This window comes from Stagnihabitans tardus, from assembly GCF_009925085.1.
Taxonomy (GTDB): Bacteria; Pseudomonadota; Alphaproteobacteria; order Rhodobacterales; family Rhodobacteraceae; genus Stagnihabitans; species Stagnihabitans tardus.
Genome location: NZ_JAABNR010000005.1, coordinates 63733 through 88854, shown reverse-complemented (window position 1 = coordinate 88854; position 25122 = coordinate 63733). Strand labels below are relative to the sequence as shown.

The 25122-nt window shown below is 64.9% G+C and carries 27 protein-coding genes; 11 read left to right on the top strand and 16 right to left on the bottom strand.

All coding sequences use genetic code 11. The features are described 5' to 3' along the window. Positions 1-293 precede the first annotated feature (293 nt). Genes ccoP through ccoN form a run of 4 tightly spaced genes read right to left on the bottom strand, consistent with a single transcriptional unit; the run spans position 294 to position 3779 of the window. Complete coding sequence (gene ccoP / locus GV832_RS06610) at positions 294-1232, bottom strand: cytochrome-c oxidase, cbb3-type subunit III (protein ID WP_168774055.1); 939 nt, start codon at positions 1230-1232, stop codon at positions 294-296. A gap of 3 nt (positions 1233-1235) precedes the next feature. Beyond that, positions 1236-1427, bottom strand: a complete 192-nt coding sequence (locus GV832_RS06605; RefSeq protein WP_168774054.1) for a cbb3-type cytochrome c oxidase subunit 3 — start codon at positions 1425-1427, stop codon at positions 1236-1238. A 6-nt stretch (positions 1428-1433) separates the two neighbouring features. Continuing rightward, positions 1434-2159 carry a cytochrome-c oxidase, cbb3-type subunit II gene (gene ccoO, locus GV832_RS06600; RefSeq protein WP_168774053.1) on the bottom strand — a complete coding sequence of 242 codons (726 nt, stop codon included), beginning with the start codon at positions 2157-2159 and terminating at the stop codon, positions 1434-1436. Positions 2160-2171: 12 nt separating this feature from the next. Beyond that, entirely contained in the window at positions 2172-3779 is a 1608-nt protein-coding gene (gene ccoN, locus GV832_RS06595) for a cytochrome-c oxidase, cbb3-type subunit I (RefSeq protein ID WP_168774052.1), read from the bottom strand. A 222-nt stretch (positions 3780-4001) separates the two neighbouring features. Between ccoN and GV832_RS06590 the strand changes: the two genes are divergently transcribed. After that, positions 4002-4868: a universal stress protein gene (locus GV832_RS06590; protein ID WP_168774051.1), complete on the top strand. Its 867-nt coding sequence runs from the start codon at positions 4002-4004 to the stop codon at positions 4866-4868. Positions 4869-4938: 70 nt separating this feature from the next. On the opposite strand, the gene GV832_RS06585 is transcribed toward GV832_RS06590, so the two are convergent. From GV832_RS06585 to GV832_RS06560, 6 genes are all read right to left on the bottom strand, one after another. Further along, entirely contained in the window at positions 4939-5175 is a 237-nt protein-coding gene (locus GV832_RS06585; protein WP_168774050.1) for an Lrp/AsnC ligand binding domain-containing protein, read from the bottom strand. Positions 5176-5258: 83 nt separating this feature from the next. Beyond that, positions 5259-6779, bottom strand: a complete 1521-nt coding sequence (locus tag GV832_RS06580) for an ATP-dependent DNA helicase (protein WP_168774049.1) — start codon at positions 6777-6779, stop codon at positions 5259-5261. 43 nt (positions 6780-6822) lie between these two features. Further along, positions 6823-7017: a hypothetical protein gene (locus tag GV832_RS06575; protein WP_168774048.1), complete on the bottom strand. Its 195-nt coding sequence runs from the start codon at positions 7015-7017 to the stop codon at positions 6823-6825. A 127-nt stretch (positions 7018-7144) separates the two neighbouring features. Next, positions 7145-8434 (bottom strand): crotonyl-CoA carboxylase/reductase, encoded by a 1290-nt coding sequence (gene ccrA / locus GV832_RS06570; RefSeq protein WP_168774047.1) that lies wholly within the window; start codon positions 8432-8434, stop codon positions 7145-7147. Between the two features lie 128 nt (positions 8435-8562). Continuing rightward, positions 8563-8907 (bottom strand): hypothetical protein, encoded by a 345-nt coding sequence (locus GV832_RS06565; protein WP_168774046.1) that lies wholly within the window; start codon positions 8905-8907, stop codon positions 8563-8565. A gap of 71 nt (positions 8908-8978) precedes the next feature. Next, entirely contained in the window at positions 8979-10331 is a 1353-nt protein-coding gene (locus GV832_RS06560) for a 1-acyl-sn-glycerol-3-phosphate acyltransferase (protein WP_168774045.1), read from the bottom strand. Between the two features lie 130 nt (positions 10332-10461). On the opposite strand from GV832_RS06560, the gene GV832_RS06555 reads away from it, so the two are divergent. Next, entirely contained in the window at positions 10462-12411 is a 1950-nt protein-coding gene (locus GV832_RS06555) for a methylmalonyl-CoA mutase family protein (RefSeq protein WP_168774044.1), read from the top strand. On the opposite strand, the gene fmt is transcribed toward GV832_RS06555, so the two are convergent. The 4 genes from fmt to def (GV832_RS06535) are packed head-to-tail and all read right to left on the bottom strand — an operon-like array spanning position 12412 to position 14760. Continuing rightward, positions 12412-13296, bottom strand: a complete 885-nt coding sequence (fmt, locus tag GV832_RS06550) for a methionyl-tRNA formyltransferase (protein ID WP_168774043.1) — start codon at positions 13294-13296, stop codon at positions 12412-12414. Next, positions 13293-13793 (bottom strand): peptide deformylase, encoded by a 501-nt coding sequence (gene def / locus GV832_RS06545; RefSeq protein WP_168774042.1) that lies wholly within the window; start codon positions 13791-13793, stop codon positions 13293-13295. The genes fmt and def (GV832_RS06545) overlap by 4 nt, the downstream gene beginning before the upstream one ends. Continuing rightward, positions 13790-14242, bottom strand: coding sequence for a peptide deformylase (def, locus tag GV832_RS06540; protein WP_168774041.1), 453 nt, complete (start codon positions 14240-14242; stop codon positions 13790-13792). Before def (GV832_RS06540) ends, def (GV832_RS06545) begins: the two co-directional genes overlap by 4 nt. After that, on the bottom strand, positions 14239-14760 hold the full coding sequence (gene def / locus GV832_RS06535) for a peptide deformylase (RefSeq protein WP_168774040.1): 522 nt from the start codon (positions 14758-14760) through the stop codon (positions 14239-14241). Before def (GV832_RS06535) ends, def (GV832_RS06540) begins: the two co-directional genes overlap by 4 nt. Positions 14761-14931: 171 nt before the next feature. On the opposite strand from def (GV832_RS06535), the gene GV832_RS06530 reads away from it, so the two are divergent. Next, a complete protein-coding gene (locus tag GV832_RS06530; protein WP_168774039.1) occupies positions 14932-16080 on the top strand; it encodes a MalY/PatB family protein in 1149 nt (382 codons plus the stop codon). Here the strand turns inward: GV832_RS06530 and GV832_RS06525 are convergent, their stop codons facing one another. Further along, the gene (locus tag GV832_RS06525; RefSeq protein WP_168774038.1) at positions 16081-16431 is read right to left on the bottom strand and encodes a hypothetical protein; all 351 of its coding nucleotides are present in this window, start codon (positions 16429-16431) and stop codon (positions 16081-16083) included. Between the two features lie 162 nt (positions 16432-16593). Here GV832_RS06525 and GV832_RS06520 point away from each other — a divergent pair, with 162 nt between their 5' ends. Next, a complete protein-coding gene (locus tag GV832_RS06520) occupies positions 16594-17754 on the top strand; it encodes a lytic murein transglycosylase (RefSeq protein WP_168774037.1) in 1161 nt (386 codons plus the stop codon). A gap of 78 nt (positions 17755-17832) precedes the next feature. Here the strand turns inward: GV832_RS06520 and GV832_RS06515 are convergent, their stop codons facing one another. Further along, the gene (locus tag GV832_RS06515; protein ID WP_168774036.1) at positions 17833-19425 is read right to left on the bottom strand and encodes a phosphoenolpyruvate carboxykinase; all 1593 of its coding nucleotides are present in this window, start codon (positions 19423-19425) and stop codon (positions 17833-17835) included. A 348-nt stretch (positions 19426-19773) separates the two neighbouring features. Here GV832_RS06515 and GV832_RS06510 point away from each other — a divergent pair, with 348 nt between their 5' ends. From GV832_RS06510 to GV832_RS06480, 7 genes are all read left to right on the top strand, one after another. Further along, the gene (locus tag GV832_RS06510; protein WP_168774035.1) at positions 19774-20475 is read left to right on the top strand and encodes a response regulator transcription factor; all 702 of its coding nucleotides are present in this window, start codon (positions 19774-19776) and stop codon (positions 20473-20475) included. Position 20476: 1 nt separating this feature from the next. Next, positions 20477-22174 (top strand): sensor N-terminal transmembrane domain-containing protein, encoded by a 1698-nt coding sequence (locus GV832_RS06505; RefSeq protein WP_435531743.1) that lies wholly within the window; start codon positions 20477-20479, stop codon positions 22172-22174. Positions 22175-22207: 33 nt separating this feature from the next. Beyond that, complete coding sequence (locus tag GV832_RS06500) at positions 22208-22624, top strand: HPr kinase/phosphorylase (protein WP_168774034.1); 417 nt, start codon at positions 22208-22210, stop codon at positions 22622-22624. A 7-nt stretch (positions 22625-22631) separates the two neighbouring features. Further along, positions 22632-23540, top strand: coding sequence for an RNase adapter RapZ (gene rapZ, locus GV832_RS06495; protein WP_168774033.1), 909 nt, complete (start codon positions 22632-22634; stop codon positions 23538-23540). Next, positions 23537-23935, top strand: coding sequence for a PTS sugar transporter subunit IIA (locus tag GV832_RS06490; RefSeq protein ID WP_168774032.1), 399 nt, complete (start codon positions 23537-23539; stop codon positions 23933-23935). The genes rapZ and GV832_RS06490 overlap by 4 nt, the downstream gene beginning before the upstream one ends. Next, the gene (locus GV832_RS06485; protein ID WP_168774031.1) at positions 23932-24198 is read left to right on the top strand and encodes an HPr family phosphocarrier protein; all 267 of its coding nucleotides are present in this window, start codon (positions 23932-23934) and stop codon (positions 24196-24198) included. Before GV832_RS06490 ends, GV832_RS06485 begins: the two co-directional genes overlap by 4 nt. 83 nt (positions 24199-24281) lie before the next feature. Continuing rightward, on the top strand, positions 24282-25094 hold the full coding sequence (locus GV832_RS06480; RefSeq protein ID WP_168774217.1) for a lysophospholipid acyltransferase family protein: 813 nt from the start codon (positions 24282-24284) through the stop codon (positions 25092-25094). Positions 25095-25122: the final 28 nt, after the last annotated feature.

The window sequence follows — 25122 nt, the reverse complement described above, 5'->3', positions numbered from 1 at the left end:
CGGCCCCGAGGGACCGCTTGATGAGGGGAGTGGTAAAGAGTTTGCCGGGTGTCCCGGGCAGGGAGGGGAAAGACGGCACCGATCCCCCAGGAACCGCGCGAACAGGAGGGGATCGGTGCCCGCCGGAAGCTCCCCGGCAAAGACACATTCGCCGATTCGTCAGGGCTTTTCCTTGACCTGCATCAAGTGGCGCATTTTTCCGCATTTGATTCAGGTCAAGCCCGCAAGCGCCCGGGGAAGCGCCAAAGGAAAAGGGGGCCCGAAGGCCCCCTTCCCCGCCGATACCGGCTGATTTACTCGCCGCCGCCCAAGGAATGGACATAGACGGCGACCGAGCGGATCTGGTCCTCGGTCAGACGCGGCGCCACGCCCTCTCCGGCATAGCCCCAGGCGGGCATGACGCCCTGGCGGCCAAGGGTCAGCGTGGCGGTCAGCGTCGCCTCGTCGCCGCCGTAAAGCCAGACGGCGTCGGTCAGGTTGGGCGCGCCCATGTCGCGGTTGCCCTTGCCGTCTTCGCCATGGCAGGCGGCGCAGTTGTCGGCAAAGAGCTGCGTCCCCGCCGTGGCCTTGGCCGCATCCGCCTCCTGGCCCGAGAGCTTAAGCACGTAATGCACGACGCTGCCCAGCTCTTCCTCGGTGAACTTGGCCGAAGCCGCATCCGCCAGGGGACCCGAGGCCTTGTCAGACCAGGCGGGCATCACGAGACCCACGTTGCGGGCATCGGGATCGACCGTGTTGCGCACGCCATGGGTGATGGTCGTGTGGATCGCGGTCATGTCGCCGCCAAAGAGCCAGTCGTTGTCGAGGAGGTTCGGGTAACCCTTGCCCGCCACACCCGCCGCGCCCGAGCCGTGGCACTGGGCGCAGTTGTTCATGAAGACCGATTTGCCGGCCTGCATGGCATAGGACTTGAGCTCTTCGTCGCCCTCGATCGCGGTCAGGTCGGCGGCCACGAGCTTGGCCTTGATCGGACCGTTCTTGTCGTCAAAGCTCTGGATCTCGGCCGCGACATCGGCCCGCACCGAGGCGCCCAGAACCCCCGGCGTCGCCCCGGTGATCAGGGGCCAGGCCGGGTAGGCGACCGTATAGGCCGCGCCCCAGATGATCGTCAGGTAAAAGACCCAGACCCACCAGCGCGGCAGCGGATTGTTCAGCTCCTGGATGCCGTCCCATTCGTGACCCGTCGTGCCGACCTTGTCGGACTTGTGGTCTTCCTTGATTGGTTTGGCCATGGCTCAAACCTCCTTGGACTGGCCGGGCAAGGGCCCGGGGTTCTTGTCATGCCGGAAGATCAGGTTGGCGGCATCTTCGTGCAGCTTGCGGCTGCCGGGGCGGAAGATCCAAAGGACCATCCCCACGAAGAAGGCCAGCAACCCGACCACGGCCCAGCTGCGTGCGAAAGCGGCGAGGATTTCGTAGGTCATCATCGCCTCCTATCGGCTTGCAACGGGGGTGAAGGTCGAGAAGTCGACCATCGTCCCCATGACTTGCAGATAGGCCACCAGCGCATCCATCTCGGTCAGCTCGGCTTGCCCGTCGAAGTTCGAGACGGTGACCTTGCCATAGCGCTCCATCAGGCCGGCCGTGTCGCCATCAGGATTGACCTGGGCGGCGAAGTCCTCCTTGGCGGCGGTCATCATCTCCTCGGTATAGGGGACGCCGACGACCTGGTTGGCCCACATCTGGTCGGAGATGTACTCGGCCGAGATCGGCGAGGTCATCAGGTAGGGATATTTCGGCATCACCGATTCCGGCACGACGGCTTGCGGGTCCATCAGGTGGTCCACATGCCAGGCGTCGGAATACTTGCCACCCACGCGGGCCAAGTCGGGCCCGGTGCGCTTCGATCCCCACTGGAACGGGTGGTCGTATTTCGACTCCGCCGCCAGCGAGTAATGGCCATAGCGTTCGACCTCGTCGCGCATCGGACGGATCATCTGGCTGTGGCAGACATAGCAGCCTTCGCGGATGTAGATCTGGCGACCCGCCAGCTCCAGGGGGGTATAGGGCCGCACGCCCTCGACCTCTTCGATCGTGTTCTGCAGATAGAACAGCGGCACGATCTCCACCAGGCCGCCGACGGTGACGACCAGGAAGGACAGCACCAGAAGCAGGCTGGCGTTGCGTTCGATGGCGCCATGTTTGTCAAGAATTGCCATGTCCGGCCTCCTTCATTCGGCCGGGATGGCGGCGGCAAGGCTGGCAGCCTTGGCAGGCTGGGCCCGCACCGTCATCCACAGGTTATAGACCATGATCAGCGCACCGGCGAGGAACAGCGTGCCCCCCAGGCCGCGGACCACATACATCGGGAACTTGGCGGCGACCGTGTCGGCGATGGCGTTCACGAGGAAGCCGTTGGCGTCGACTTCGCGCCACATCAGGCCCTCCATGATCCCGGTGACCCACATCGAGGCGGCGTAAAGCACGATCCCGATGGTGGCGAGCCAGAAGTGCCAGGAGACCAGCTTCAGGGAGTAGAGCCCCTGACGGTTCCACAGGCGCGGCGTCAGGAAGTAAAGCACCGAGAAGGTGATCATCCCGTTCCAACCCAGGGCGCCCGAGTGGACGTGACCGATGGTCCAGTCCGTGTAGTGGCTGAGGCTGTTGACCGCCTTGATCGACATGACCGGGCCTTCGAAGGTCGACATGCCATAGAAGCCGATGGCGATGACCATCATGCGGACGACCGGATCGGTGCGCAGCTTGTCCCAGGCGCCCGAGAGCGTCATCAGGCCGTTGATCATGCCACCCCAGGAGGGCATCCAGAGGATGACCGAAAACACCATGCCCAGCGTCGAGGCCCATTCGGGCAGCGCGGTATAGTGCAGGTGGTGCGGACCGGCCCAGATATAGAGGAAGATCAGCGCCCAGAAGTGGATGATCGAGAGTTTATAGCTGAAGACCGGCCGCTCGACCTGCTTGGGCACGAAGTAATACATCATGCCAAGGAAGCCGGCGGTCAGGAAGAAGCCCACGGCGTTGTGGCCATACCACCATTGCACCATGGCATCCTGCACGCCCGAGTAGATCGGGTAGCTTTGCGAGCCGAGGATCGAGGCCGGGATGGCCAGGTTGTTCACGATGTGCAGCATGGCCACCGTGACGATCATCGACAGGTAGAACCAGTTGGCGACATAGATATGCGGCTCGCGGCGCATGACCAGCGTGCCCACGAAAGCGGCCAGGAAGCCGACCCAGACCACGGCGATCCAGATGTCGATATACCAGACGGTCTCGGCATATTCCTTGCCCTGGGTGCCGCCGAGGATATAGCTCGACGCGGCCAGGACGATCATCAGCTGCCAGCCCCAGAAGACGAACCAGCCGAGGTTGCCGCCCCAGAGCCGCGCGGCCGAGGTGCGCTGCACCACGTAGAAGGCCGACATGATCAGGGCGTTGCCGCCAAAGGCGAAGATCACCGCCGAGGTGTGCAGGGGGCGCAGGCGCCCGAAGTTCAGGATGCCCTCGGTGATGCCGCCCAGGTTGAGGCTGGGGAAGGCGAGCTGGAAGGCGATGACCACCCCGACAAGGAAGCCCACCACGCCCCAGAAGGCGGTGGCGATGACCCCGGCGCGCACGACGCCGTCATTGTATTCGTTCGGATTGGTCTTGGTTTTGGTCTCCCCCATACCGCGCAACACCACGATGAAGGTGATCGCGGCTGCGATCATCACTTCGATGGCGTTCACCATATAGGGAAGATCATGTGCATAATTGGCGGCCAGCGCGGCGAGGAACCCCACCGCCGCCAGCACGATCAATTTGGCGTAATCCCACATTTTCTTGTCCCTTCGTCCCTTGACCCGATTCCCTGGGCGGCAGCGTGCCCCCCGGGGGGACGGGTTTCTGACGGACCAGATTTCGCAGCCGCAGCGCAAAACCGCCTTGATCCATGTCAACCGCAGGCGAGGGGCTTCATGATCCGCATCAAGGCGGGGGCTGTGGCTGCAGGCGATGGTTGCGCATGACGGCCCGAAACTGGGCGAGAAAAGGAGTTTGGCATGGGATTCAAATCCATTCTGACCGTGGTGACCGATCCCGCGACGGCCGAAGCCTCGGTGACGGCGGCGGCACGGCTCGCCCTGGGCTGCGACGCGCATCTGGATGTGCTGGCCCTTGGCGTCGACCAGGCGCAGATCGGCTATTCCTATCTGGGCGCCGGGGCGTTGCTGGCCGATTATTCGCTGGAAGAGGCCGAGACCGAGGCCCGCGCGGCGGCCAAGGCGGCCGAGGCGGCGCTGCGCGAGATCGACCCGGCCCTGCGCTGGGGGCTTGATACCGCCGTGGCCGAGATGGGCGGGCTGACCGCCGTGATCGGCAATGCGGCAAGCTTTGTCGATGTCGTCGTCCAGGCCCGGCCCTATGGCCAGGGCCAGACCTACCGTGCCGAAGCGGCGGTCGAGGCGGCGCTGTTCGAGGGGCGTTCCCCGGTGCTGATCGTGCCGGGCGATATCGCGGGGAATGCCGCGATGCTGGAGAGCCTTTCGGCGCCCAAGCGCGTGCTTCTGGCCTGGAACCAGTCCGCCGAGGCCCTGGCGGCGGCCAAGGCCGCCCTGCCCTTGCTGAAGCTGGCCGATCTGGTCGATGTCACCGTGGTCGATCCGCCCCAGCGCGGGCCGGAGCGCTCGGACCCGGGCGGGCTTCTCTGCCAATACCTCGTGCGCCACGGCATCAAGGCCCAGGTCTCGGTCCTGGCCAAGACCGCGCCCAAGGTCTCGGAAGTGCTGGCGCGGCATGCGCGGGACGAGGGCTGCGACCTGATGGTCATGGGCGCCTATGGCCATTCGCGCCTGCGCGAGGCGGTTCTGGGCGGGGCAACGCGGGCCGTTCTGGAAGGCGCGGAGATCCCCGTCCTGATGGCGCATTAGGCGCCTCGGACCTTTTGGGGGGTGCGGCGGGGAGAGGAGCCCCGCCGCACCTTCTTCCTGTCCTGGCCTCTCAGAACGCCTTGAAGGTCATCGTGGTCAGCGTCCGCACGATGCCCGGGATGTCGAAAAGCCGCTTCGAGAGGTAGTGGCCGACATCCTCGCCCTCGGGGATATAGACTTTGGCAATCAGGTCGTATTCTCCGCTGGTCGAATAGAGCTCGGAGACCACTTCGCGGTCATAGATCGCATCGGCCACCGCATAGGTCTGGCCGGGGGTGCAGCGGAACTGGACGAATACGGCGGTCATGTTGGGCTCCTGTGGGACGCGCTGGGGGTTTTCCACCCCCAGACCCCCGAGAGATATTTGAGCCAAATTGAAAGCGAAAGGGGTTACTCTTCGCTTTCGAGGCTGAGCGGCGCCGGGCGGGCGATGAGGTCACTGATGCCCAAGGGGGATTTCGGCAGGGCGAGGCGGTTGCGGACCACCCAATGCAGGCGCTTTTCGGCGCGGGTGATGGCGACATAGGCCAAGCGCTTCCACAGCGGGATGCCCGCCTCGGATCGTCCGGCCTGGGCGGCGGCGAAAAGGTCGGGGGCGAAGACCTGGACTTCGCTCCATTGCGACCCTTGGGCCTTGTGGATCGTCACCGCCGCGCCATGCAGGAAGGTGGCTCCCATCGTGGCGGCGGAGGGGATGAAGGGCTCTTCCTCGTCCGGCTTCTCGATCTTGATGATGCTGGCGGCCGAAACCTGGGGCTCTTCAGCGCCCACGACATGCAGTTTCGCGAAGCCCGCCTTGGTGCCGGGGCCGAGGTAGATGACCTGCGCGCCCTTGATCAGGCCGCGCGCTTCAAGGTCGATGCGCTTCTTGCGGTGTTTCAGCGGCAGTTCGATCCCGTCGCAGATCAGGGGCTCGCCCGGCAGGAGCTCGTCCTCCGGCGCGCCATGGGCCGAGCGGAAGGCCTGGATCAGCTTGATTCGGGTGACGTTGCGCCAGACCAGGACGGGGGAGCGCGCCATGAGGTCGGAAGAGACCCTCTCGGACCAGACGACGCGGTCATCCTTGCGGGCGGCATCGCGAATCATGTCCTCGAAGCTGTCGAAGGTCAGGCTGTCATCGGCCAGGGCATGGGCGAGGTCCAGAATCGGATTGTCCTGCGTTTGCCGATGGATGCGCGACAGGGTCAGCTTGCGGTTGTCACCCAGCTTGTCGAAGACCATGCCACTGGACTGCACCGGGGCCAACTGCGCCGGGTCGCCAAAAAGGACCAGGGTCGGGAAGATCTCGCGCAGGTCGTCGAACTGGCGCTCGTCCAGCATGGACGATTCGTCGATGAAGCCCACGTCCAGGGGCTCTTCCCGCCGCTTCCAGCCCTTGATGAAGTCCGAACCCCTGAGCCCCGCAGCCGCCAGGGCGCCCGGGATCGAGGGGGTGGTCTGATAGAAGGCATGGGCGCGGTCGAGCGCGAGGTCGGTCAGGGTCTCGGCCTTGGGGCGGGGCAGGTTGCCTGCCAGCCATTCCGCGATGGCCTCGTATTGCGGGTCGTAAAGCGGCGTATAAAGGATGCGGTGGATCGTCGTCGCGGGCACGCCGCGCAGCCGCAGGACCGAGGCCGCCTTGTTCGTCGGTGCCAGAACCGCCAGGCTGCGCCGTTCCTTCTTCCGGCGGCTTTCATATTCGCCCGAGATGATTTCGACCCCAGCCGCGCGCAAGTCCTTGTAAAGACTGGCCAGAAGCATGGTCTTGCCGGACCCCGCCTTGCCCATCACGGCCAGGACCGAGGTCTTGCCCTCCGCCAGGGGCACGAGGTCGCCATTGTCCAGATCGATGCCAGCGGACAGAAGCTCGGAGGCGACGCGATCATGCGCCTCGGCCTGATCGTCGGAGAAGGTGATCGCAGGGAGTGTCATGGCGCGACCCTAGACGAGAGCGCCAGCGGGGGCCAGCCCGGGCTTAATGCAACTGGTCGGGCTTCTCCTTGGGCGCATCGCTGCGCGCCTCAAGCTCGGCACGGGCGGCGGCAATCGCCTCATCGGCCTTATGGGCCAGGGCGGGCATGTCATTCGCGGAGGCAAATGATTTCAGGTCCCGCAAGACATCGAAAATCCACTCGAAACCCATATGCTCCCCGGGCTTATTGTTTCCCATGCCGCAACAATCCACTTGATCCTGACATCTTGCAACGCCAGTTCAACACGGGAGTGGTTAATTTTCCGTCGCAAAATGAAAAGCCCCGCCTGCAATCAGCAGGCGGGGCGGAATTTTGCCAATGGGATCAGCGCGCTTGGGCGGCCTCGACCGTGTCTTCGAAGGTGCGCAGGCCGGTCCGGGGGGCCTGGACCAGCACGGCCATGTTGCCCGGTTTGTGGACGTTCTTCAGCATCTTCATATGGGCGGCGGGAATCTCGGCCCAGGGGAAGACCTCCGACAGGCAGGGATCCAGGCGGCGTTCGATCATCAGCTGATTGGCCGCGCTGGCCTGCTTGAGGTTGGCGAAGTGGCTGCCCTGGACGCGCTTTTGATGCATCCACAGGTAGCGCACGTCGAAGGTCAGGTTATAGCCCGTGGTGCCCGCGCAGATCACCACCATGCCGCCGCGCTTGACCACGAAGACCGAGACCGGGAAGGTCTGCTCGCCCGGGTGCTCGAAGACCATGTCGACGTTGTTGCCCTTGCCGGTGATGTCCCAGATCGCCTTGCCGAACTTGCGGGCCTCGTTGAACCACTCCTTGTATTCGGGCGTGTTGACCGTGGGCATCTGGCCCCAGCACTTGAAGTCCTTGCGGTTGATGACGCCCTTGGCGCCCAGCCCCATGACGAAATCGCGCTTGTCCTCGTCGCTGATCACGCCGATCGCATTGCCGCCGGCCGTGTTGATCAGCTGGATCGCATAGGACCCAAGGCCGCCCGAGGCGCCCCAGACCAGCACGTTCTGGCCCGGCCGCAGCTCATGCGGCTTGTGGCCGAAGAGCATCCGGTAGGCGGTGGCGAGCGTCAGGGTATAGCAGGCGCTCTCCTCCCAGGTCAGGTGCTGGGGGCGGCGCATCAGCTGCTGGGCCTGGACGCGGGTGAACTGCGCGAAAGAGCCGTCGGGCGTCTCATAGCCCCAGATTCGCTGGCTGGGCGAGAACATCGGGTCGCCGCCGTTGCATTCCTCGTCGTCGCCATCGTCCTGGTTGCAATGGATGACGACCTCGTCACCGACCTTCCAGCGCTTGACCTTGTCGCCGACCGCCCAGACGATGCCCGAAGCATCCGAGCCCGCGATGTGGAAGGGCGCGCCATGGCCGTCGAAGGGCGAGATCGGGGTGCCGAGCGCGGCCCAGACCCCGTTGTAATTGACCCCCGCCGCCATGACCATGACGAGGACTTCGTGGCTGTCGATCTTGGGCGTATCGACGACCTCGACCAGCATGGCACTGTCGGGGTTGCCGTGACGCTCGCGCCGGATCGCCCAGGCGTACATCTGCGCGGGCACATGGCCCAACGGGGGCATCTCGCCCAGGGCGTAAAGGTCTTTCACCGGGGCGTCGTAAGCCAGCGGGGTTTGCGCATCCAGTGCCATCGGGGCCTCCCAAGGTTCGCCGCACCGCAGAATCGCGGGGCGTTGAACCTTGAGATATAAAGTTGCGCGCACGATTGCAACAATTAAGCGCGCAACTTTGAAACTTTATTACTGCCGCGTTGCAGCGATCAGTTGATGGTGACCGAAGAGACCGAGCAGACGTCGATGCCAGGCTCGACGACCGAAGAGCCATCGGTGAAGACCGCCTTGAAGTCGAAGGTGCAATAGCCCGAACCGTCTTCGAAGTTGATGTCGACCGACGAGCCCGAGGCCAGCATGTCGGAGCCGAGGATGTCTTCTTCCCAGGAATCGCTGCCCGCGTTCGAGCCGTAGAACTCGCGCACCGTCTTGCCGGAGTTGTTGATCACCAGGACATGCTTGTTGGCGCTGGAGGTGGTGTAGGTGGTGGTCTCGACGCAGGCAGACAGCGACAGGGCTGCAACACCCGCGAGGAGGATGGCTTTGAAGTTCATGGCTTATCCCTCGTTGAAATGTCCGGTTGACCCGGTGGCCGAAGGCTAAAGTCGGAGTCTTGTCCAATCAATCAAAGTTTTTGATCCAGCGGGATTGTTTGCTGGCCCTGTTGCAGCGATGCGGCGTAGAAGCCCAGAATGGCGGCTTTTTCGGGCAAAGGCGCCAGGCCGCGGACCAGCCCTCGGCTGTGCAGGATGGCCAGGGCTTCGGTCACCGTGGCCTCCATCCCCTGCGGCGCCAGCTTGATGTCGCGGCCTTCGGCCACAAGCAGGGCAAGACGCGCCTCGCAGGCGGCGACCAGGGCCTCACGCGAGGGCTGCGGCAGGCAGGCGGCGACCAGCGGCACCGGAAGCACCGGGATGGCCTGGCCGATCTCGGCCATCAGCCGCTCTCCCAATGCCTCGGCCGAGGGGTCGGGGCCGGCCATGAACTCCGCCAGCGAGACCGGGCGGCCAATGGCGGCAGCGGCGGTGCCGAGGCTCCAGACCCCGGGGAACAAGAGCCTGCGCAGCCCGATCAGCGCGTAATGCAAAGCGCGCAGGGGCCCGACGCGAAAACGCCGCGAGCCGCTGGCGGCGGCCTCGGTCAGGATCTGGTCCTCGAGCACCCGGTCATAGGCCAGGCCCACGGGAATGAAGACCACGTCGCGCGGCGTTTCGGTCTGCATGATATAGGTCAGAAGCCCCAGCCTCGCCTTGGCAAGCCTGCCATCCAGCGACAGGCCGCCCTCGGGGAAGATGGCCTGGGTGTTGCCCTCTTCGGTCGCCATCTGGACGTAGCGGGCCAGGACCTTGCGATACAGCGCGCTGCGGCTGCCGCGCCGGATGAAATAAGCCCCCGTCGCGCGGATGAAGCGCGAAAACGGCCAGATCCGCGCCCATTCCCCCACGGCATAGGAAATCGAGGCCTGGCCCGAGACGAGCCAGGTGAGAAGCACGTAATCCATGTTCGAGCGGTGGTTCATGACGAAAACCACGGTGGCGCGGGGGTCGATGCTCTTCAGCACCTCTTCGACCTGGCCGAACCGGACGCGGTAGAGCTTCTTCGTCAGCCAGCGCGCGAGCCTTAGGGCGACGCCGAAATAGATCGTGGCGGAGAAGGCTGGCACGATCTCGCGCGCATAGGCCCGGGCCTCCTGGAAGGCGACCTGGGGCGGGATGCCGCGCTCAGTCGCATGTTCGGTGACCGCTTGCAGGACCTTTGGGTCATAGGCCAGCCGCGCGATGCCGTCCTGGCGCTTGGCCAGCTTGAAGAGGTCGATGGGCCGGGCGAGGCCCTGGTTCAGCCGCGCGATGCCGCGCTCGATCCGGCTGCGGAAGAACCAGCGGACGGAGGGAAACAGGAAATTCGACGCAAAGGAGGTCGCCGCAAAGGCGAGGATCAGCAGCAAAAGCCAAAGCGGCAGGGTGATCGGCTGGGTCATGGGCCCTGATGGCACGGGCGGGCGGGGGGTGCAAATTGTGATGCTGCAATGCGGCGATTGACAGGGGTGGAAAATTTCTGGCATGAAGTCGATGACGCAACAAAATTGCGCATCAGAATCGAGGCCCTTGATGAAAGACCAACCCTGGCTGATCCGCACCTATGCGGGCCATTCGACCGCTGCGGCCTCGAACGCGCTGTATCGCGGCAACCTGGCCAAGGGGCAGACCGGGCTTTCCGTGGCCTTCGACCTGCCGACCCAGACGGGCTATGACGCCGATCATGTGCTGGCGAGGGGCGAGGTCGGCAAGGTCGGCGTGCCGATCAGCCACCTGGGCGACATGCGGGCGCTGTTCGACGGGATTCCCCTGGGGCAGATGAACACCTCGATGACGATCAACGCCACGGCGCCCTGGCTCCTGGCGCTTTATGTCGCGGTGGCCGAGGAGCAGGGGGCCGATGTCAGCTCTCTGCAAGGCACGGTGCAGAACGACCTGATCAAGGAATACCTCTCGCGCGGCACCTATATCTCGCCGCCCAAGGCCTCGCTGCGGATGACGACCGACATCGCCGCCTGGACGGCAAAAGCGATGCCGAAGTGGAATCCGATGAATGTGTGCAGCTACCACCTGCAAGAGGCCGGCGCGACGCCGGTGCAGGAGCTGTCCTATGCGCTTGCAACCGCGATTGCCGTGCTGGACGACCTGCGTGCCAAGGTTCCGGCCGAGGATTTCCCGGCGATGGTGGGGCGGATTTCCTTCTTCGTGAACGCGGGCATCCGCTTCGTCACCGAAATCGCCAAGATGCGCGCCTTCGTGCAGCTGTGGGACGAGCTCTGCCGTGACCGCTATGGCATCACCGAGGAACGCCATCGCCGCTTCCGCTATGGGGTCCAGGTGAACTCCCTCGGCCTGACCGAGCAGCAGCCCGAGAACAACGTGGCGCGCATCTTGATCGAGATGCTGGCCGTGACCCTGTCGAAGAACGCCCGCGCCCGGGCCGTGCAGCTTCCGGCCTGGAACGAGGCGCTTGGCCTGCCGCGTCCCTGGGATCAGCAATGGTCGATGCGGATGCAGCAGATCCTGGCCTATGAAAGCGACCTCCTGGAATATGGCGACCTCTTCGACGGCAACCCGGTGATGGAGGCCAAGGTGGCCGCCCTGGTGGCCGAGGCCAAGGCAGAGCTCGCGCAGATCGAGACCATGGGCGGCGCGGTGGCGGCCATTCCGCATATGAAATCGCGGCTGGTCGAATCGAATGCCGAACGCCTGGCGCGGATCGAAAGCGGCGCCCAGGTCGTGGTCGGCGTGAACCGCTGGGCGGGCGGAGAGCCCTCGCCCCTGACCACCGGCGATGCGGTCTTCGAGGCCGATCCGGCGGCAGAGGCGGACCAGATCGCAAGGCTCCATGCCTGGCGGGCGGGGCGCGATGGGGTGGCGGTGAACCGCGCGCTGATGGCCTTGCGCCAGGCGGCGGTGGGGGGTGAGAACATCATGCCCGCCTCGATTGCTGCCGCCAAGGCCGGGGTGACGACGGGGGAATGGGGGGCGGCGATCAGGGCGGCCTTTGGGGAATATCGTGCGCCGACCGGGGTTTCGGTGTCTCCCTCGAACCGCACCGAGGGGCTGGAGCCGATCCGCGAAAGGGTCGCGGCGGTGTCGGGGCGCTTGGGGCGGCAGATGAAGCTGATGGTGGGCAAGCCGGGGCTTGATGGCCATTCCAATGGGGCCGAGCAGATCACCGCAAGGGCGCGGGACTGCGGCATGGCGATCCATTACGACGGCATCCGCCAGACGCCTGCCGATATCGTGGCGGGCGTGGTGGCCGAGGGACCGCATGTGCTGGGGCTCTCGATCCTCTCGGGCTCTCACCTGCCCCTGGTGGCCGAGGTGATGGAGGGGCTGGCGGCGGCGGGGGTCTCGGTGCCCGTGGTGGTCGGCGGCATCATCCCCGAGGGCGACGTGGCGGCCTTGCGGGCGATGGGCGTGGCCGAGGTCTATACGCCCAAGGATTTCGACCTGACCCGGATCATGGGGCAGATCGTGGACCTGGTGGAAACCCCGGCGCTCGCGGCGGAGTGACTAGAGCCGCGCGGGCAGGGTCAGCCCGCGCAGGATATCGGCGGCGGGGCTGGGCTTCTTGCCCTCGCGCTGCGCAAGGGTGATTTCCACCGCGCCCTCGCCACAGGCAATGGTGAAGCCTTGCAGGACCTGCCCCGGCGCGCCTTGGCCTTCCGCAAGGCGGGAGCGGAGGAGCTTCACACGCTCCCCGCCCACCATGGTCCAGGCCCCCGGAAAGGGGGAAAGCCCACGGATCAGTCGGTCGATCTCGACAGCCGGACGGGTCCAATCCACTTTGGCCTCGGCCTTGTCGATCTTGGTGGCATAGGTCTCGCCCGGGGGCTGCTGCACAGCGGGGGGCATGGTCTCCAGCGCCTCGACGATCATCTCGGCGCCCATCTGTGACAGGCGGTCATGGAGGTCTTGCGTCGTCTCCTCCGCCCCGATGGGGGTGGATCGGGTCAGGCGCACGGGGCCGGTGTCCAGCCCCGCTTCCATCTGCATGATGCAGATGCCGGTTTCCTTGTCGCCCGCCATGATGGCGCGGTGGATCGGCGCGGCGCCCCTCCAGCGGGGGAGCAATGAGGCATGGATGTTCAGACAGCCCAGGCTCGGCGCATCGAGGATCACCTGCGGCAGGATCAGGCCATAGGCCACGACGACGGCAATATCGGCGCCGAGGGCGGCAAACTCGGCCACCGCCTCCGGGGTCTTGAAGTTGACAGGATGGCGGACCGGAATCCCCAGGGCCTCGGCCGCCTGCTGCACCGGGGAGGCGCGGTCGGCCTTGCCCCGCCCGGCCGGACGCGGCGGCTGGGAATAGACCGCCACGACCTCATGGTGCTTGGCCAGCGCCTGAAGGACCGGGACCGAGAAGTCCGGCGTGCCCATGAAGACCAGTTTCATCCGCGTTTCGCCAGTTTTTGTGCCTTGGTGATCAGCATGTTGCGCTTCAGAGCCGACAGGTGGTCGAAATAGAGCTTGCCGTTCAGGTGGTCGATCTGATGCTGCACCGAGGTCGCCCAGAGGAGGACGAAATCCCGCTCCTCCACCTCGCCCGCCGCGTTCAGAAACCGCACCGTCACCGCGCGAGGGCGGCTGATCTTGGCGGAAACGCCGGGCAGGTTGGGCGAGGCCTCCTCATGCTCGCGCAGCTGACCCGAGGCGTGAAGCACCTCCGGGTTGGCCATCAGAACGGCCTGACCGCGCTCTTCGCTGCAATCCACCACGGCCAACCGCAGGCTATGCCCGATCTGCGGCGCGGCGAGGCCGTAACCCGGCATCGCCTCCATCGTGTCGACCATGTCGCGCCAGATCGCGCGGATCTCGTCGGTGATCGCAGGCACCGGAGCGGCCACGGCCTTCAGCACGGGATGGGGAAAGGGCAAGCAGGGGCGGATCATTGCGGGGCCTTGGTCAGGGTCACGATGCCGTTCAGGTGGTCGATCTCGTGCTGGGCGCAGATGGCGCGGAAGCCGGTCAGCTTCTGCGCCGCGATGGCGCCGTCCGGCATGGTCCAGCGCAGGATGATCGACTTCGCGCGGATCACCGTCACCTCCTGCCCCGGGATCGAGAGGCAACCCTCGGTCGAGGGCGCCGTCTCGGGCGAGGTCCAGATGATCTCGGGGTTCAGGAAGATCTCGGGCGTCTTTTCGCCGGTCTTCCAGGTCTCATCCATGACGAAGAGGCGCGAGAGGACGCCGACCTGGGGCGCGGCGAGGCCCCGTCCCTTGGCGGCATACATCGTCTCCAGCATGTCCTCGGCCAGGGCCAGCGTTCCGGCATCGACCGGAGCCAGCGCACAGACCTGCGACAGCACCGGGTCGGGCCAGAGGCGAAGCGGCAGGATCACGGGCCGGACCGCGCGCGTTCGCGCTTGAGCTTTTCCATCTTGCGGGTGATCAGCTGGCGCTTCATCAGGCCAAGGTAATCGATGAAGAGCTTGCCGTTCAAATGGTCGATCTCGTGCTGGACGCAGGTCGCCCACAGCCCCTCGAAGGTCTCTTCCCGGGCGGCGCCCGTCTCGTCCATCCAGGTCACGGTCACGGCGGCGGGGCGGGTGACATCGGCGTACTGCTCGGGGATCGAGAGGCAGCCTTCCTCATAGGTCGAAACCTCGGACGACGACCAGGTGACCTGGGGGTTGAACAGCACCAGAGGCCGGGCGACTTCGGGCGCCTTCATGCAATCCATCACGATCAGCCGCTTCATCACGCCGATCTGCGGGGCGGCCAGACCGATGCCGGGGGCGTCATACATCGTGTCCAGCATGTCGCGGGCCAGGCGCGAGAGGTCCTCGGTGACCCCTGTGACGGGATCACAGACCTTCTTGAGGCGCGGGTCGGGGTGGATCAGGATGGGACGGATCATGGCATGGGTTTAGACATTGGGGGTCAGGCGCGCAAGGGCGATGGGAAACAGGGAGGAAGTTCTGCGGATTTCCTCGTTTAGGGACGATTTACCGGCTTTCAGCTAAAATCCAGAATGACTTCCCGTTTCCTTTGAGTTATCTGGAACAAACGACCGAACAGGGGCAAAGACATGGACTTCGACGAGATCATCAACCGCATCGGCACCCATTCCGTCAAGTGGGATGGGATGGAGGGCGCTTATGGCGTCTCGCCCCGGGACGGGCTGGCCATGTGGGTGGCCGACATGGACTTCCGCCCGCCGGCCTGTGTGCAAAAGGCGGTCGAGGCCATGGCCGCGCATGGGGTCTATGGCTATTTCGGCGACGACCGCGCCTATCTGGAGGCCATCCGCTGGTGGATGCAGACGCGCCACGGCTGGTCGCTGGACAAGAGCGACATCTTCACCACCCATGGGCTGGTGAACGGCACGGCGCTTTGTGTCGAGGCCTTTACCGCGCCGGGGGATGGGGTTGTCCTGATGACCCCGGTCTATCACGCCTTTGCCCGGGTGATCTCGGCGGCGGGGCGGCGGGTGGTGGAATGCCCGCTGAAGGACAACCAGATGGATTTCGCCGCCTGGGATGCACAGATGGACGGGACGGCGAAGATGCTGATCCTCTGCTCGCCGCACAATCCCGGCGGCCGGGTCTGGACGGAGGCAGAGCTGCGCGGGGTCCTGGACTTTGCGGCGCGGCATGGGCTGGTGGTGGTCTCGGACGAGATCCACCATGACCTGGTGATGCCGGGGCATCGCCATATCCCCTTGGCGACGCTGGATGATCGGGTCGTGATGATGACGGCCACGACCAAGACCTTCAACATCGCGGGCAGCCATATCGGCAATGTCATCATCCATGAGCCGGAGCTGAAGAAGAAGTTCGGCGCGGTGATGATGAAGATGGGGATCTCGCCCAATTCCTTCGGCATGCATATGGCAACGGCGGCTTACAGCCCCGAGGGCGCGGCCTGGGTCGATGCGCTTGTGGCTTACCTCGACCGCAACCGGAAGGTCTTTGACGCAGGCGTCAATGCCATCCCGGGGGTGAAGTCGGTGGGGCTGGAGGCGACTTACCTCGCCTGGGTCGATTTCTCCGGCACGGGGATGGAGAAGGCCGAGTTCATCGCCCGGGTCGAGAAATCCGCGCGAATCGCTGCGAATTATGGCGAGAGCTTTGGTCTGGGCGGCGAGAGCTACCTGCGCTTCAACCTGGCCATGCCCCATGCCCAGATCGTCGATGCCGTGGCGCGCTTGCAGGCGGCTTTCGCCGACCTGCAGTGATCACGCCTTGGGCAGATAGGCCACGGGGCCACTGTCGTCGCGCCAGAAATCCAGCGCGGGGGCATCGGTCACCGGGGTCAACCTCTTGAACTCACAGGTGATTTCGTCGCCATCCCCCGTGGTGGCGACGATCAGGCATTGGAAGACATGCCGCGATCCGTCGTAAAGATCGACCAGGCCGCGCAGTTTCGGCGAAAGCTTTCCATCCAGCACGCAGCCATCGTGCCAGAAGCGCAACACCGGGAAGACCGCCTCACCCACCTGGATCCGCAGGCGGGACTGTTTGCGTTCACGCGACTTCCGGGCCGTTTCCAGTCCGGCAAGGACTTCTTTCGAAAGGAATTCCTGCATCTCCGCCTCCATTGGAAACAGTCTCGCCGAGGAAAGGTTAAAGACAAGTTATCCGCAGCTTGTGGCACAGATGTGAAGACCGCGTGGCCGGGGCGCCACAGTCAAAAAGGTTCCCCCGCGCAGGCTCCCGCGCTATGCTGCGGGCGGATTTTGGAGGATGTCATGCGTCTTGCTCTGGCTTTGCTTCTGGCTTCGGCCCTGCCTGCCCTTTCTGCCCCTTGTGGAGGCGATTTCAAGGACTTCAAGGCCGCCATGGCCGCCGAGGCCCGCGCCATGGGCCTTGCGGAAAGCGCCATCGAGGCCTTCATGGCCGGAGCGCAGGTCGACAAGGCGGTCCTCAAGGCCGACCGGGGCCAGGGATTTTTCCGCAAGAATTTCATCGAATTCAGCCAAGCCCTGATTTCCAAGAGCCGCCTGCAGAATGCCGGGGTCTATTCCAAGAAACATGACCGCAGCTTCGACGAGGCAGCGCGGCGATTCGGGGTGCCGCGCGGGATGATCCTGGCTTTCTGGGCCTTCGAGACCGATTTCGGCGCGGTCCAGGGCGATTTCGACACCCGCAACGCGCTGATGACACTCGCCCATGATTGCCGCAGACCCGAGCTCTTCCAGCCCCAGGTCCTCGCCGCCATCGCCCTGACCGCGATGGGCGATTTCGAACCGGGCGTGACCAAGGGCGCCTGGGCGGGCGAGATCGGCCAGGTCCAGATGCTGCCCAAGGATATCCTGGAACGCGGCGAGGATGGCGACGGCGACGGGCTGATCACGCTCAAGACCTCGGCGCCGGATGCGATCCTCTCGGCGGCGCATATGCTGCAATACCACGGCTGGCGGCCGAACGAGCCCTGGCTGCAAGAGGTCGTGGTGCCCGAGCAGATGGATTGGTCCCAGGCCGGAATCGACAAGGCGCTGCCCGCCAGCCAATGGGCGCAGATGGGGGTTCGCGCCCGGGAGGGCGATCTTGCCAACCTGCAAGCCAGCCTGCTTTTGCCGATGGGGCGCAAGGGTCCGGCTTTCCTGGCCTATCCGAATTACAAGGTGCTCTTCGAATGGAACAAGAGCTTCGTCTATGTGACGACGGCGGCCTATTTCGCCACCAGGATCGAAGGCGCGGCGCCCTATGATGCGGGCGATCCCGAGCCGGGCCTGTCGGCAGACCAGATGAAGGCCCTGCAACAGCGGCTGGCGGCCAAGGGTTACGACGTCGGCAAGATCGACGGGGTCTTGGGCGCCATGACGCGGGCGGCGGTGCAGAAGGAACAGGCCAAGGCGGGGATGCCGGCCGATGGCTGGCCGACGCCCGCGCTTCTGGGCAAGCTCTAATGAGGCTCCGGGTCAAGCCCGGAGCAGCCCGTCTCACATGGACAAAGGCGTTCCCGCGCAGGCGGGAACCTCCTGTTTTCAGATCGCCGCCGCGCGGACGTCGGCGTCGATGAAGGGCAGGTATTGCTCGAAATTGGCCGCGAACATGGACATCAGCTTCTTGGCCTGCGCGTCATAGGCCTGCGCATCGGCCCAGGTGCGGCGCGGGTCCAGGAGCGCCTCATCCACCCCGGGAACCGAAACCGGGACCTCGAAGCCGAAGTTCGGGTCGCGGCGGAACTGGCCCGCCCCCAAGGACCCATCCAGCGCCGCCGCCAGGAGCGCCCGCGTCGCCTTGATCGGCATCCGCCGCCCCGTGCCGTAAGCCCCCCCGGTCCAGCCGGTGTTCACCAGCCAGCAGGAGGCGCCGAACTTGGCGATCTTCTCCTCCAGAAGCTTGCCATAGACCTCGGGCCGGCGCGGCATGAAGGGGGCGCCGAAGCAGGTCGAGAAGGTCGGCGACGGCTCGGTCACGCCGCGCTCGGTGCCCGCGACCTTGGAGGTGAAGCCCGAGAGGAAGTGATACATCGCCTGCGCCGGGGTCAGCCGCGCGATGGGCGGCAGGACGCCGAAAGCGTCGCAGGTCAGCATCACCACATGTTTCGGATGGCCTCCAAGCCCGGTGGCCGAAGCATTGGAGATATAGTCCAAGGGATAGGCGCAGCGGGTGTTGGCGGTCAGGCTGTCATCCGCGAAGTCGATCTCCAGCGTCTCCGGGTCATAGACCATGTTCTCGACCACCGTGGCGAAACGGTGGGTGGTGGCGAAGATCTCGGGCTCGGCCTCGGGGCTCAGGTTGATGGTCTTCGCATAGCAGCCGCCTTCGAAGTTGAAGGTGCCACGGTCGGACCAGCCGTGTTCGTCGTCGCCGATCAGGGTGCGGGACGGGTCGGCCGAAAGCGTGGTCTTGCCGGTGCCCGAGAGGCCGAAGAAGACCGCCGTATCGACCGGGTTGCCGATGGCGTGGTTGGCGCTGCAATGCATCGCCATGACGCCCTTTTCCGGCAGGAGGTAGTTCAGCAGGGTGAAGACGGCCTTCTTGTTCTCGCCCGCATAGGCGGTATTGCCGATCAGGATGGTCTTCTTGTCGAAGTTCAAGGCGATGACGGTTTCCGTCCGGCAGCCATGCCGCGCCGGATCGGCCTTGAAGGACGGGCAGTTGATCACCGTCCAATCCGGGGTGAAAGAGCCCAGCTCGGCGGCTTCGGGACGGCGCAGCAGGTGGCGGATGAAGAGCCCGTGCCAGGCCAGTTCCGTCACCATCCGCACATCCAGCCGGTGGATCGGATCGGCGCCGGCGTAAAGGTCCTGGACGAAGACCTCCTGGCTTTTCAGGTGGTTCAGCATGTCGGCATGGAGAAGGTCGAAGGCCTCGGGTGCCATCGGCGCGTTGTTCTCCCACCAGATCGTGTTTTCGACCGAGGGCGTGCGGACGACGAATTTGTCCTTGGGCGAGCGGCCAGTGAACTGTCCGGTCTCACACAGGAAGGCGCCGCCCAGACCCAACCGACCCTCACCGCGCGCGACGGCCTTTTCGACCAGCGCGGGCTCCAGCAGGTTATAATAGGCGCGGGCGACCTCGATGCCTTGGTGGGTCAGCGTCATCGACGGGTTCACTCGTGCCTTGGTCATCCTGCAAGCTCCTTGCCGCGTCAGTGCGGCGTCCTTTGTGAAATGTGACAGCCGGGCCTTGGGCTGCCACCGCCGCGTCCCGGGCCGTGGGAGTTGGCGGTGATTTCGCTATAACATCAGGATTTCCAAGGAGAAAAGCACTCATTGCGCCTGTTAGCGCAACCATCTTCAGGTTAGCGCAACCAAAGGCATGGCCTCGCCCCCGGTGAGGCATATTAGCCATTTCTTCAGGTTTTTTCGCGTCACTGAGGGGGCAGATGGCGGTGATTCGCACTTGAGTGTTGATTCTCGGGGGTCAAGCAGCGATGATGTGGAAAAAATAAGACCGAGCAGTAAGGACACGCCAGCATGGCCAGGATCGCCCTTGTGGACGACGACAGGAATATCCTGACGTCCGTTTCGATGACTTTGGAAGCCGAAGGTTTCGAAGTCGAAACCTTCAACGACGGACAATCCGCGCTAGACGCGTTCAACCGAAGGCTGCCCGACATGGCGGTCCTCGACATCAAGATGCCCCGCATGGACGGGATGGATCTTCTGCAGCGTCTGCGCACCAAGACGACGATGCCGGTGATCTTCCTGACCTCGAAGGACGACGAGATCGATGAGGTCCTGGGTCTTCGGATGGGGGCGGATGACTATGTGAAGAAGCCCTTCTCGCAAAGGCTTCTGGTCGAACGCATCCGCGCGCTTCTGCGCCGCCAGGATGCCATCGTGACCGGCGAAGTGGCCGTCACCGAGGAAAACAAGATCATGGAGCGGGGGAACCTGCGCATGGACCCGCTGCGCCATTCGGTGCTGTGGAAGGGGAAAGACGTCTCCCTGACCGTGACCGAGTTCATGCTCTTGCAGGCCCTGGCCCAGCGGCCCGGTTTCGTGAAAAGCCGCGATCAGCTGATGGACGTGGCCTATGACGATCAGGTCTATGTCGACGACCGCACCATCGACAGCCATATCAAGCGGTTGCGCAAGAAAATGAAGGCGGTCGACAGCGACTTCTCCGCGATCGAGACGCTTTACGGCATCGGCTATCGCTACAACGAAGAGTGAGATGACCGCGATCCCGCAAATCCGCATGTCGCAGAAAGGCGATCCCAAGGGCGAAGACGCGCCCGGGGACCTGCTTCTGGGCGAAGACTGGGAGGCGCCCGAGGGCGCGGTGGAGCCTTCGCTGCGCGACGGTCGGCGCAAACGCGGTCTGATCTCGCTGAACCACTCGCCGCTCGCGCGCAAGATCATCGTCTTCAACCTGATGGGCCTGGTGGTCCTGGTCGCGGGGGTTCTCTTCATGAACCCCTCGCGCGACAGCCTGGTGAACCAGCGCGAAGACGGCCTGGTCAACGAAGCGCGGCTGATTGCCGATGTGATCTCGGCCGGTCTCGCCCCGGGGCAGCAAGACCTGGCCCGGGGGCTCGAGGCGGCGACGGTCGCCCAGGGATCCTCGGCCTATCTCTTTGATTCCTCGGGCAAGCTGTTGGCCCGTGCCATCGGCGCCCCCCGCAATGAAAGCCGCAGCGGCCTTCATTCCACCGTCATCACCGATTTCCTGAACATGGTTTGGGACGGCATTTCCTCGCTTCTTTCGGGCGGCCAGGCGCAGTCCGGCGCCAAGACCGGAGAAGAACTGGTGCGTGGGCTGCTCGGAACCGCGCAAACCGATGGAATCGCCAAGATTTCCGCCCAGGGGCCAGAGGGCGGCACGCAATTCGCCGTGGCGGCGCCGATCAAGCTGAACGGCGCGGTCGTGGGCCTGGTCGGCGTGACCTCCGCCGAGGGTGAGATCGACCGCCTGGTCCGGGATGAGCGCGAGCAGATCCTGCAAATGTTCGTCGTGGCGATCCTCGTGTCCATCGGGCTTTCGCTGGTCCTGGCCTCGACCATCGCCAACCCGCTGTCTGACCTTGCCGCGGCCGCAGAGATTGGCCGCGACCGCGACAGCCGCGCGATGGCCCCGGGCCGGGTCCGCATCCCCGACCTCTCCGCCCGCCCCGACGAGATTGGTCGCCTGTCGATTGCCATGCGCGGCATGGTCTCGGCTTTGTACGACCGGATCGACGCCAACGAGCAGTTCGCGGCCGATGTCAGCCATGAAATCAAGAACCCGCTCGCTTCGCTTCGCTCGGCCGTTGGCTCGCTGCGGATGGTGAAAAAGGAAGAGCACAAGGAGAAGCTGCTCGACGTGATCGAACATGACGTGCGGCGGCTGGACCGGTTGGTCAGCGACATCTCCAATGCCTCGCGGCTGGATTCCGAGCTGGTGAAGGAAGAGGAAGAAGAGTTCAACCTTCTGAAGACGCTCACCAATCTGACCGAGTATCTGGGTCAGCAGGCGGGCGAGAAGGGGGTGGAGTTCATCACCGACTTCCCGCAGGAACCGATCCGCGTGACGGGGCTTGAGGCGCGTCTGGCGCAGGTTTTCGTCAACCTGATCACCAATGCGATCTCCTTCTGCGAAGAGGGCGACGCGGTCCGCGTCTGGGCCCGCAAGCGCGACAACCGCGTCTTGATCGTGGTCGAGGATACCGGCCCCGGCATCCCCGAACAGGCCCTGACCAAGATCTTCAAACGCTTCTACTCCGAGCGGCCCAAGAACGACTTCGGCAACCATTCGGGCCTGGGGCTTGCCATCTCGAAGCAGATCATCGAGGCCCATGGCGGCGTGATCTGGGCCGAGAACATCCGCCCGACGCAAGCCGACATCACCTCCGAGCCTCTGGGCGCCCGTTTCGTGGTGGGCCTGCCGGTGTGATGCGCGCCGGCTCGGAGATCCGCTGGGCTTCCGATGCCTGAGACGCTCCATGCCTCCTGCGTGGCCCTCGCAGACCGGGGTCTCCTGATCCTCGGGCGCTCTGGCGCGGGGAAATCGGCCCTGGCGCTGAACCTGATGGCCTTGGGCTGCGACCTTGTCGCCGACGACCGGACCGAAGTCACGGCCCGCGACGGCGCGCTTTTCGCCCGCGCCCCCGATCCGCTGAAGGGCCTGGTCGAGGCGCGCGGCATCGGCCTCCTCCGCGCCCCCCACCGCGAGGAGGCTCAGGTGACCCTCGTCATCGACCTTGACCAGCCCGAGCCCGACCGCCTGCCGCCCCTGCGTCACATCACCGTGCTGGGCATCCCCTTGCCCCTTGTGTTTCGCCCGTCGCATGATCATCTCAATGCCGCAATCCTGTGCTATCTGAAGGGTTCCCGCTTCGCTTGAGGCCGAAATGACCGTCACCGACGCCCCTGCCCCGCATCGCCTGGTCCTCGTGACCGGGCCCTCGGGCGCGGGCCGCTCCACCGCCTTCCACGCGCTCGAAGACCTTGGCTACGAGGTCATCGACAACCTGCCCTTGTCGCTGATTCCCCGGCTTCTGGACGGCCCGCCGCTGGACCGGCCCATCGCGCTTGGCCTCGATGTGCGCAACCGCGATTTTTCCGCGACTTCGGCCATCGAGCTGATCGACACCCTGACCCGCGACCCTTCCGTCACGCTGGAGGTCCTTTATCTGGACTGCGCCCCCGCCGTCCTGGTCAGCCGCTACAGCCAGACCAAGCGCCGCCACCCCCTGCCCGAGGCCACGACCCCGACCGAGGGGGTAGAGCGCGAGCTGGACCTTCTCGCCCCGATCCGCGTCCGCGCCGACCACCTGATCGACACGTCAGAGCTGACGCCGCATGACCTGAAGGCCGAGATCGGCCAGTGGTTCGGCCAGGGCGCTACACAAAGTCTTACGATTTCGGTGCAAAGCTTCAGCTACAAGCGCGGCCTGCCCCGGGGAATGGACATGGTCTTCGACTGCCGATTCCTGGCGAATCCCTATTGGGTTCCCGCCCTGCGGGAGAAAGATGGCCGCGATGCAGCGGTGGCGGCCCATGTCGCCGCCGACCCGCTCTACGCGCCCTTCCTCCACAAGTTGCAAGACCTGGTCGCCTTTCTCCTTCCAGCCCAAATGGCCGAGGGGAAATCGCACCTGACCCTTGGTTTTGGCTGTACCGGCGGCCAACACAGGTCTGTTGCAGTTGCAGAAAATTTATCCAAACTGCTTGCGGAATCCGGGTGGCAAGTGTCAAAACGACACCGGGAACTGGAACGGCGGGCACATGCCCTGACCGAGGGGGTCATTCGCGCGTGATCGGCGTCGTCATCGTAGCTCATGGTGGTTTGGCGCGAGAGTATCTCTCGGCGGTCGAACATGTCGTGGGGCACCAGGAAGACATGCAGGCCATCTCGATCGAGGATGACTGTGACCGGGGCCTGAAACAGGCCGAGATCTGCGCCGCCGCCGATGCGGTGGACAAGGGCGCGGGCGTGGTGGTGGTGACCGACATGTTCGGTGGGTCACCCTCGAACCTGTCGCTCCTGGCCTGCACGGCCGGGGCCGAGCGTCGGATCATCTACGGCGCCAACCTGCCCATGCTGATCAAGCTTGCGAAATCCCGCGCTTTGTCCATCAATGATGCGGTGGCCGCCTCGCTGGATGCCGGTCGCAAGTATATCAACAGCCTCGACCTTGGCAGCGGTGCATGATTCAGACCTTGAAAATCGTGAATGAAAAGGGCCTCCACGCCCGCGCCTCGGCCAAGTTCGTCGAGGTCGTCGAGGAATACGACGCCGGTGCCCAGGTCACGCGTGAGGGGATGACGGTGTCGGGCGACAGCATCATGGGGCTTTTGATGTTGGCAGCCAGCCGGGGAACGACTATTGAGGTCGAAACCAGCGGGGCACAGGCGGCGGAACTTGGCGCTGCGCTTGCGGCCCTGGTGGCAGACCGTTTCGGCGAAGACCGCTGAAGACTTGGGAACGAAGTGAAGTGACCGACAGCACGCGCATCGCGACGGGCGACCCGAACCGTGGGGTCGGGCGCAAGTATGACATGCGCAGGCTCTCCTATGCCGGGACCTTCAAGAACCCCTTCAAGGTCTGGTCGATCCGCACCCTGGAATGGCTGACCGCCAAGGTCACGCTCCTGCGCCTGATCCGGTCTTTCGAGAAATCCGGCGCCCCGGTTGGCGTGGCCTTCTGGTCCAAGGCCGTGCGCCACATGGGCATCCGTCTGGACACCCCGCCCGAGGAGATCGCCCGCATCCCCGCCACCGGCCCCGTCGTCGTCGTGGCCAACCACCCTTCGGGCCTGGTCGATGGCATGATCATGGCCGAGATGGTCAGCCGCGTGCGGGGCGACTTCAAGATCCTGACCCGCAGTCTGCTCACCGGCATCCCCGAGATCGAAGAGTTCATGATCCCGGTCCCCTTCCCGCATGAGGACAATTCCCGCGAGCTGGGCCTGCAGATGCGCGACGAGACCATGGCCCACCTGGCGCGCGGCGGGGTCATCATCCTCTTCCCCGCCGGCCGCGTCGCCTGCTCCGAGACCTTCTTCGGCAAGGCGGTGGAGGGTGAGTGGAACGTCTTCACCCACAAGATGATCTCGAAGTCGGGTGCGACGATCCTGCCGATCTTCTTCCCCGGTCAGAACTCCCGCGCCTACCAGATCGCCAACCTCATTTCGGCGACCCTGCGCCAGGGCCTCTTGCTCTATGAAATCCGCCGCAGCCTCTTCAAACCCCAGCGCCCGATCATCGGAGAGCCCCTCTCCGCCGATGAGCTGGCCAAGTGGAAGGGCAACCCGCGCGGCTTCCTGGCCTGGCTCCGGCAGCACACGCTGGACCTGGGCGCGCAACGGTAAAGCCGCGTAGCCCGGGGTATACCCCGGG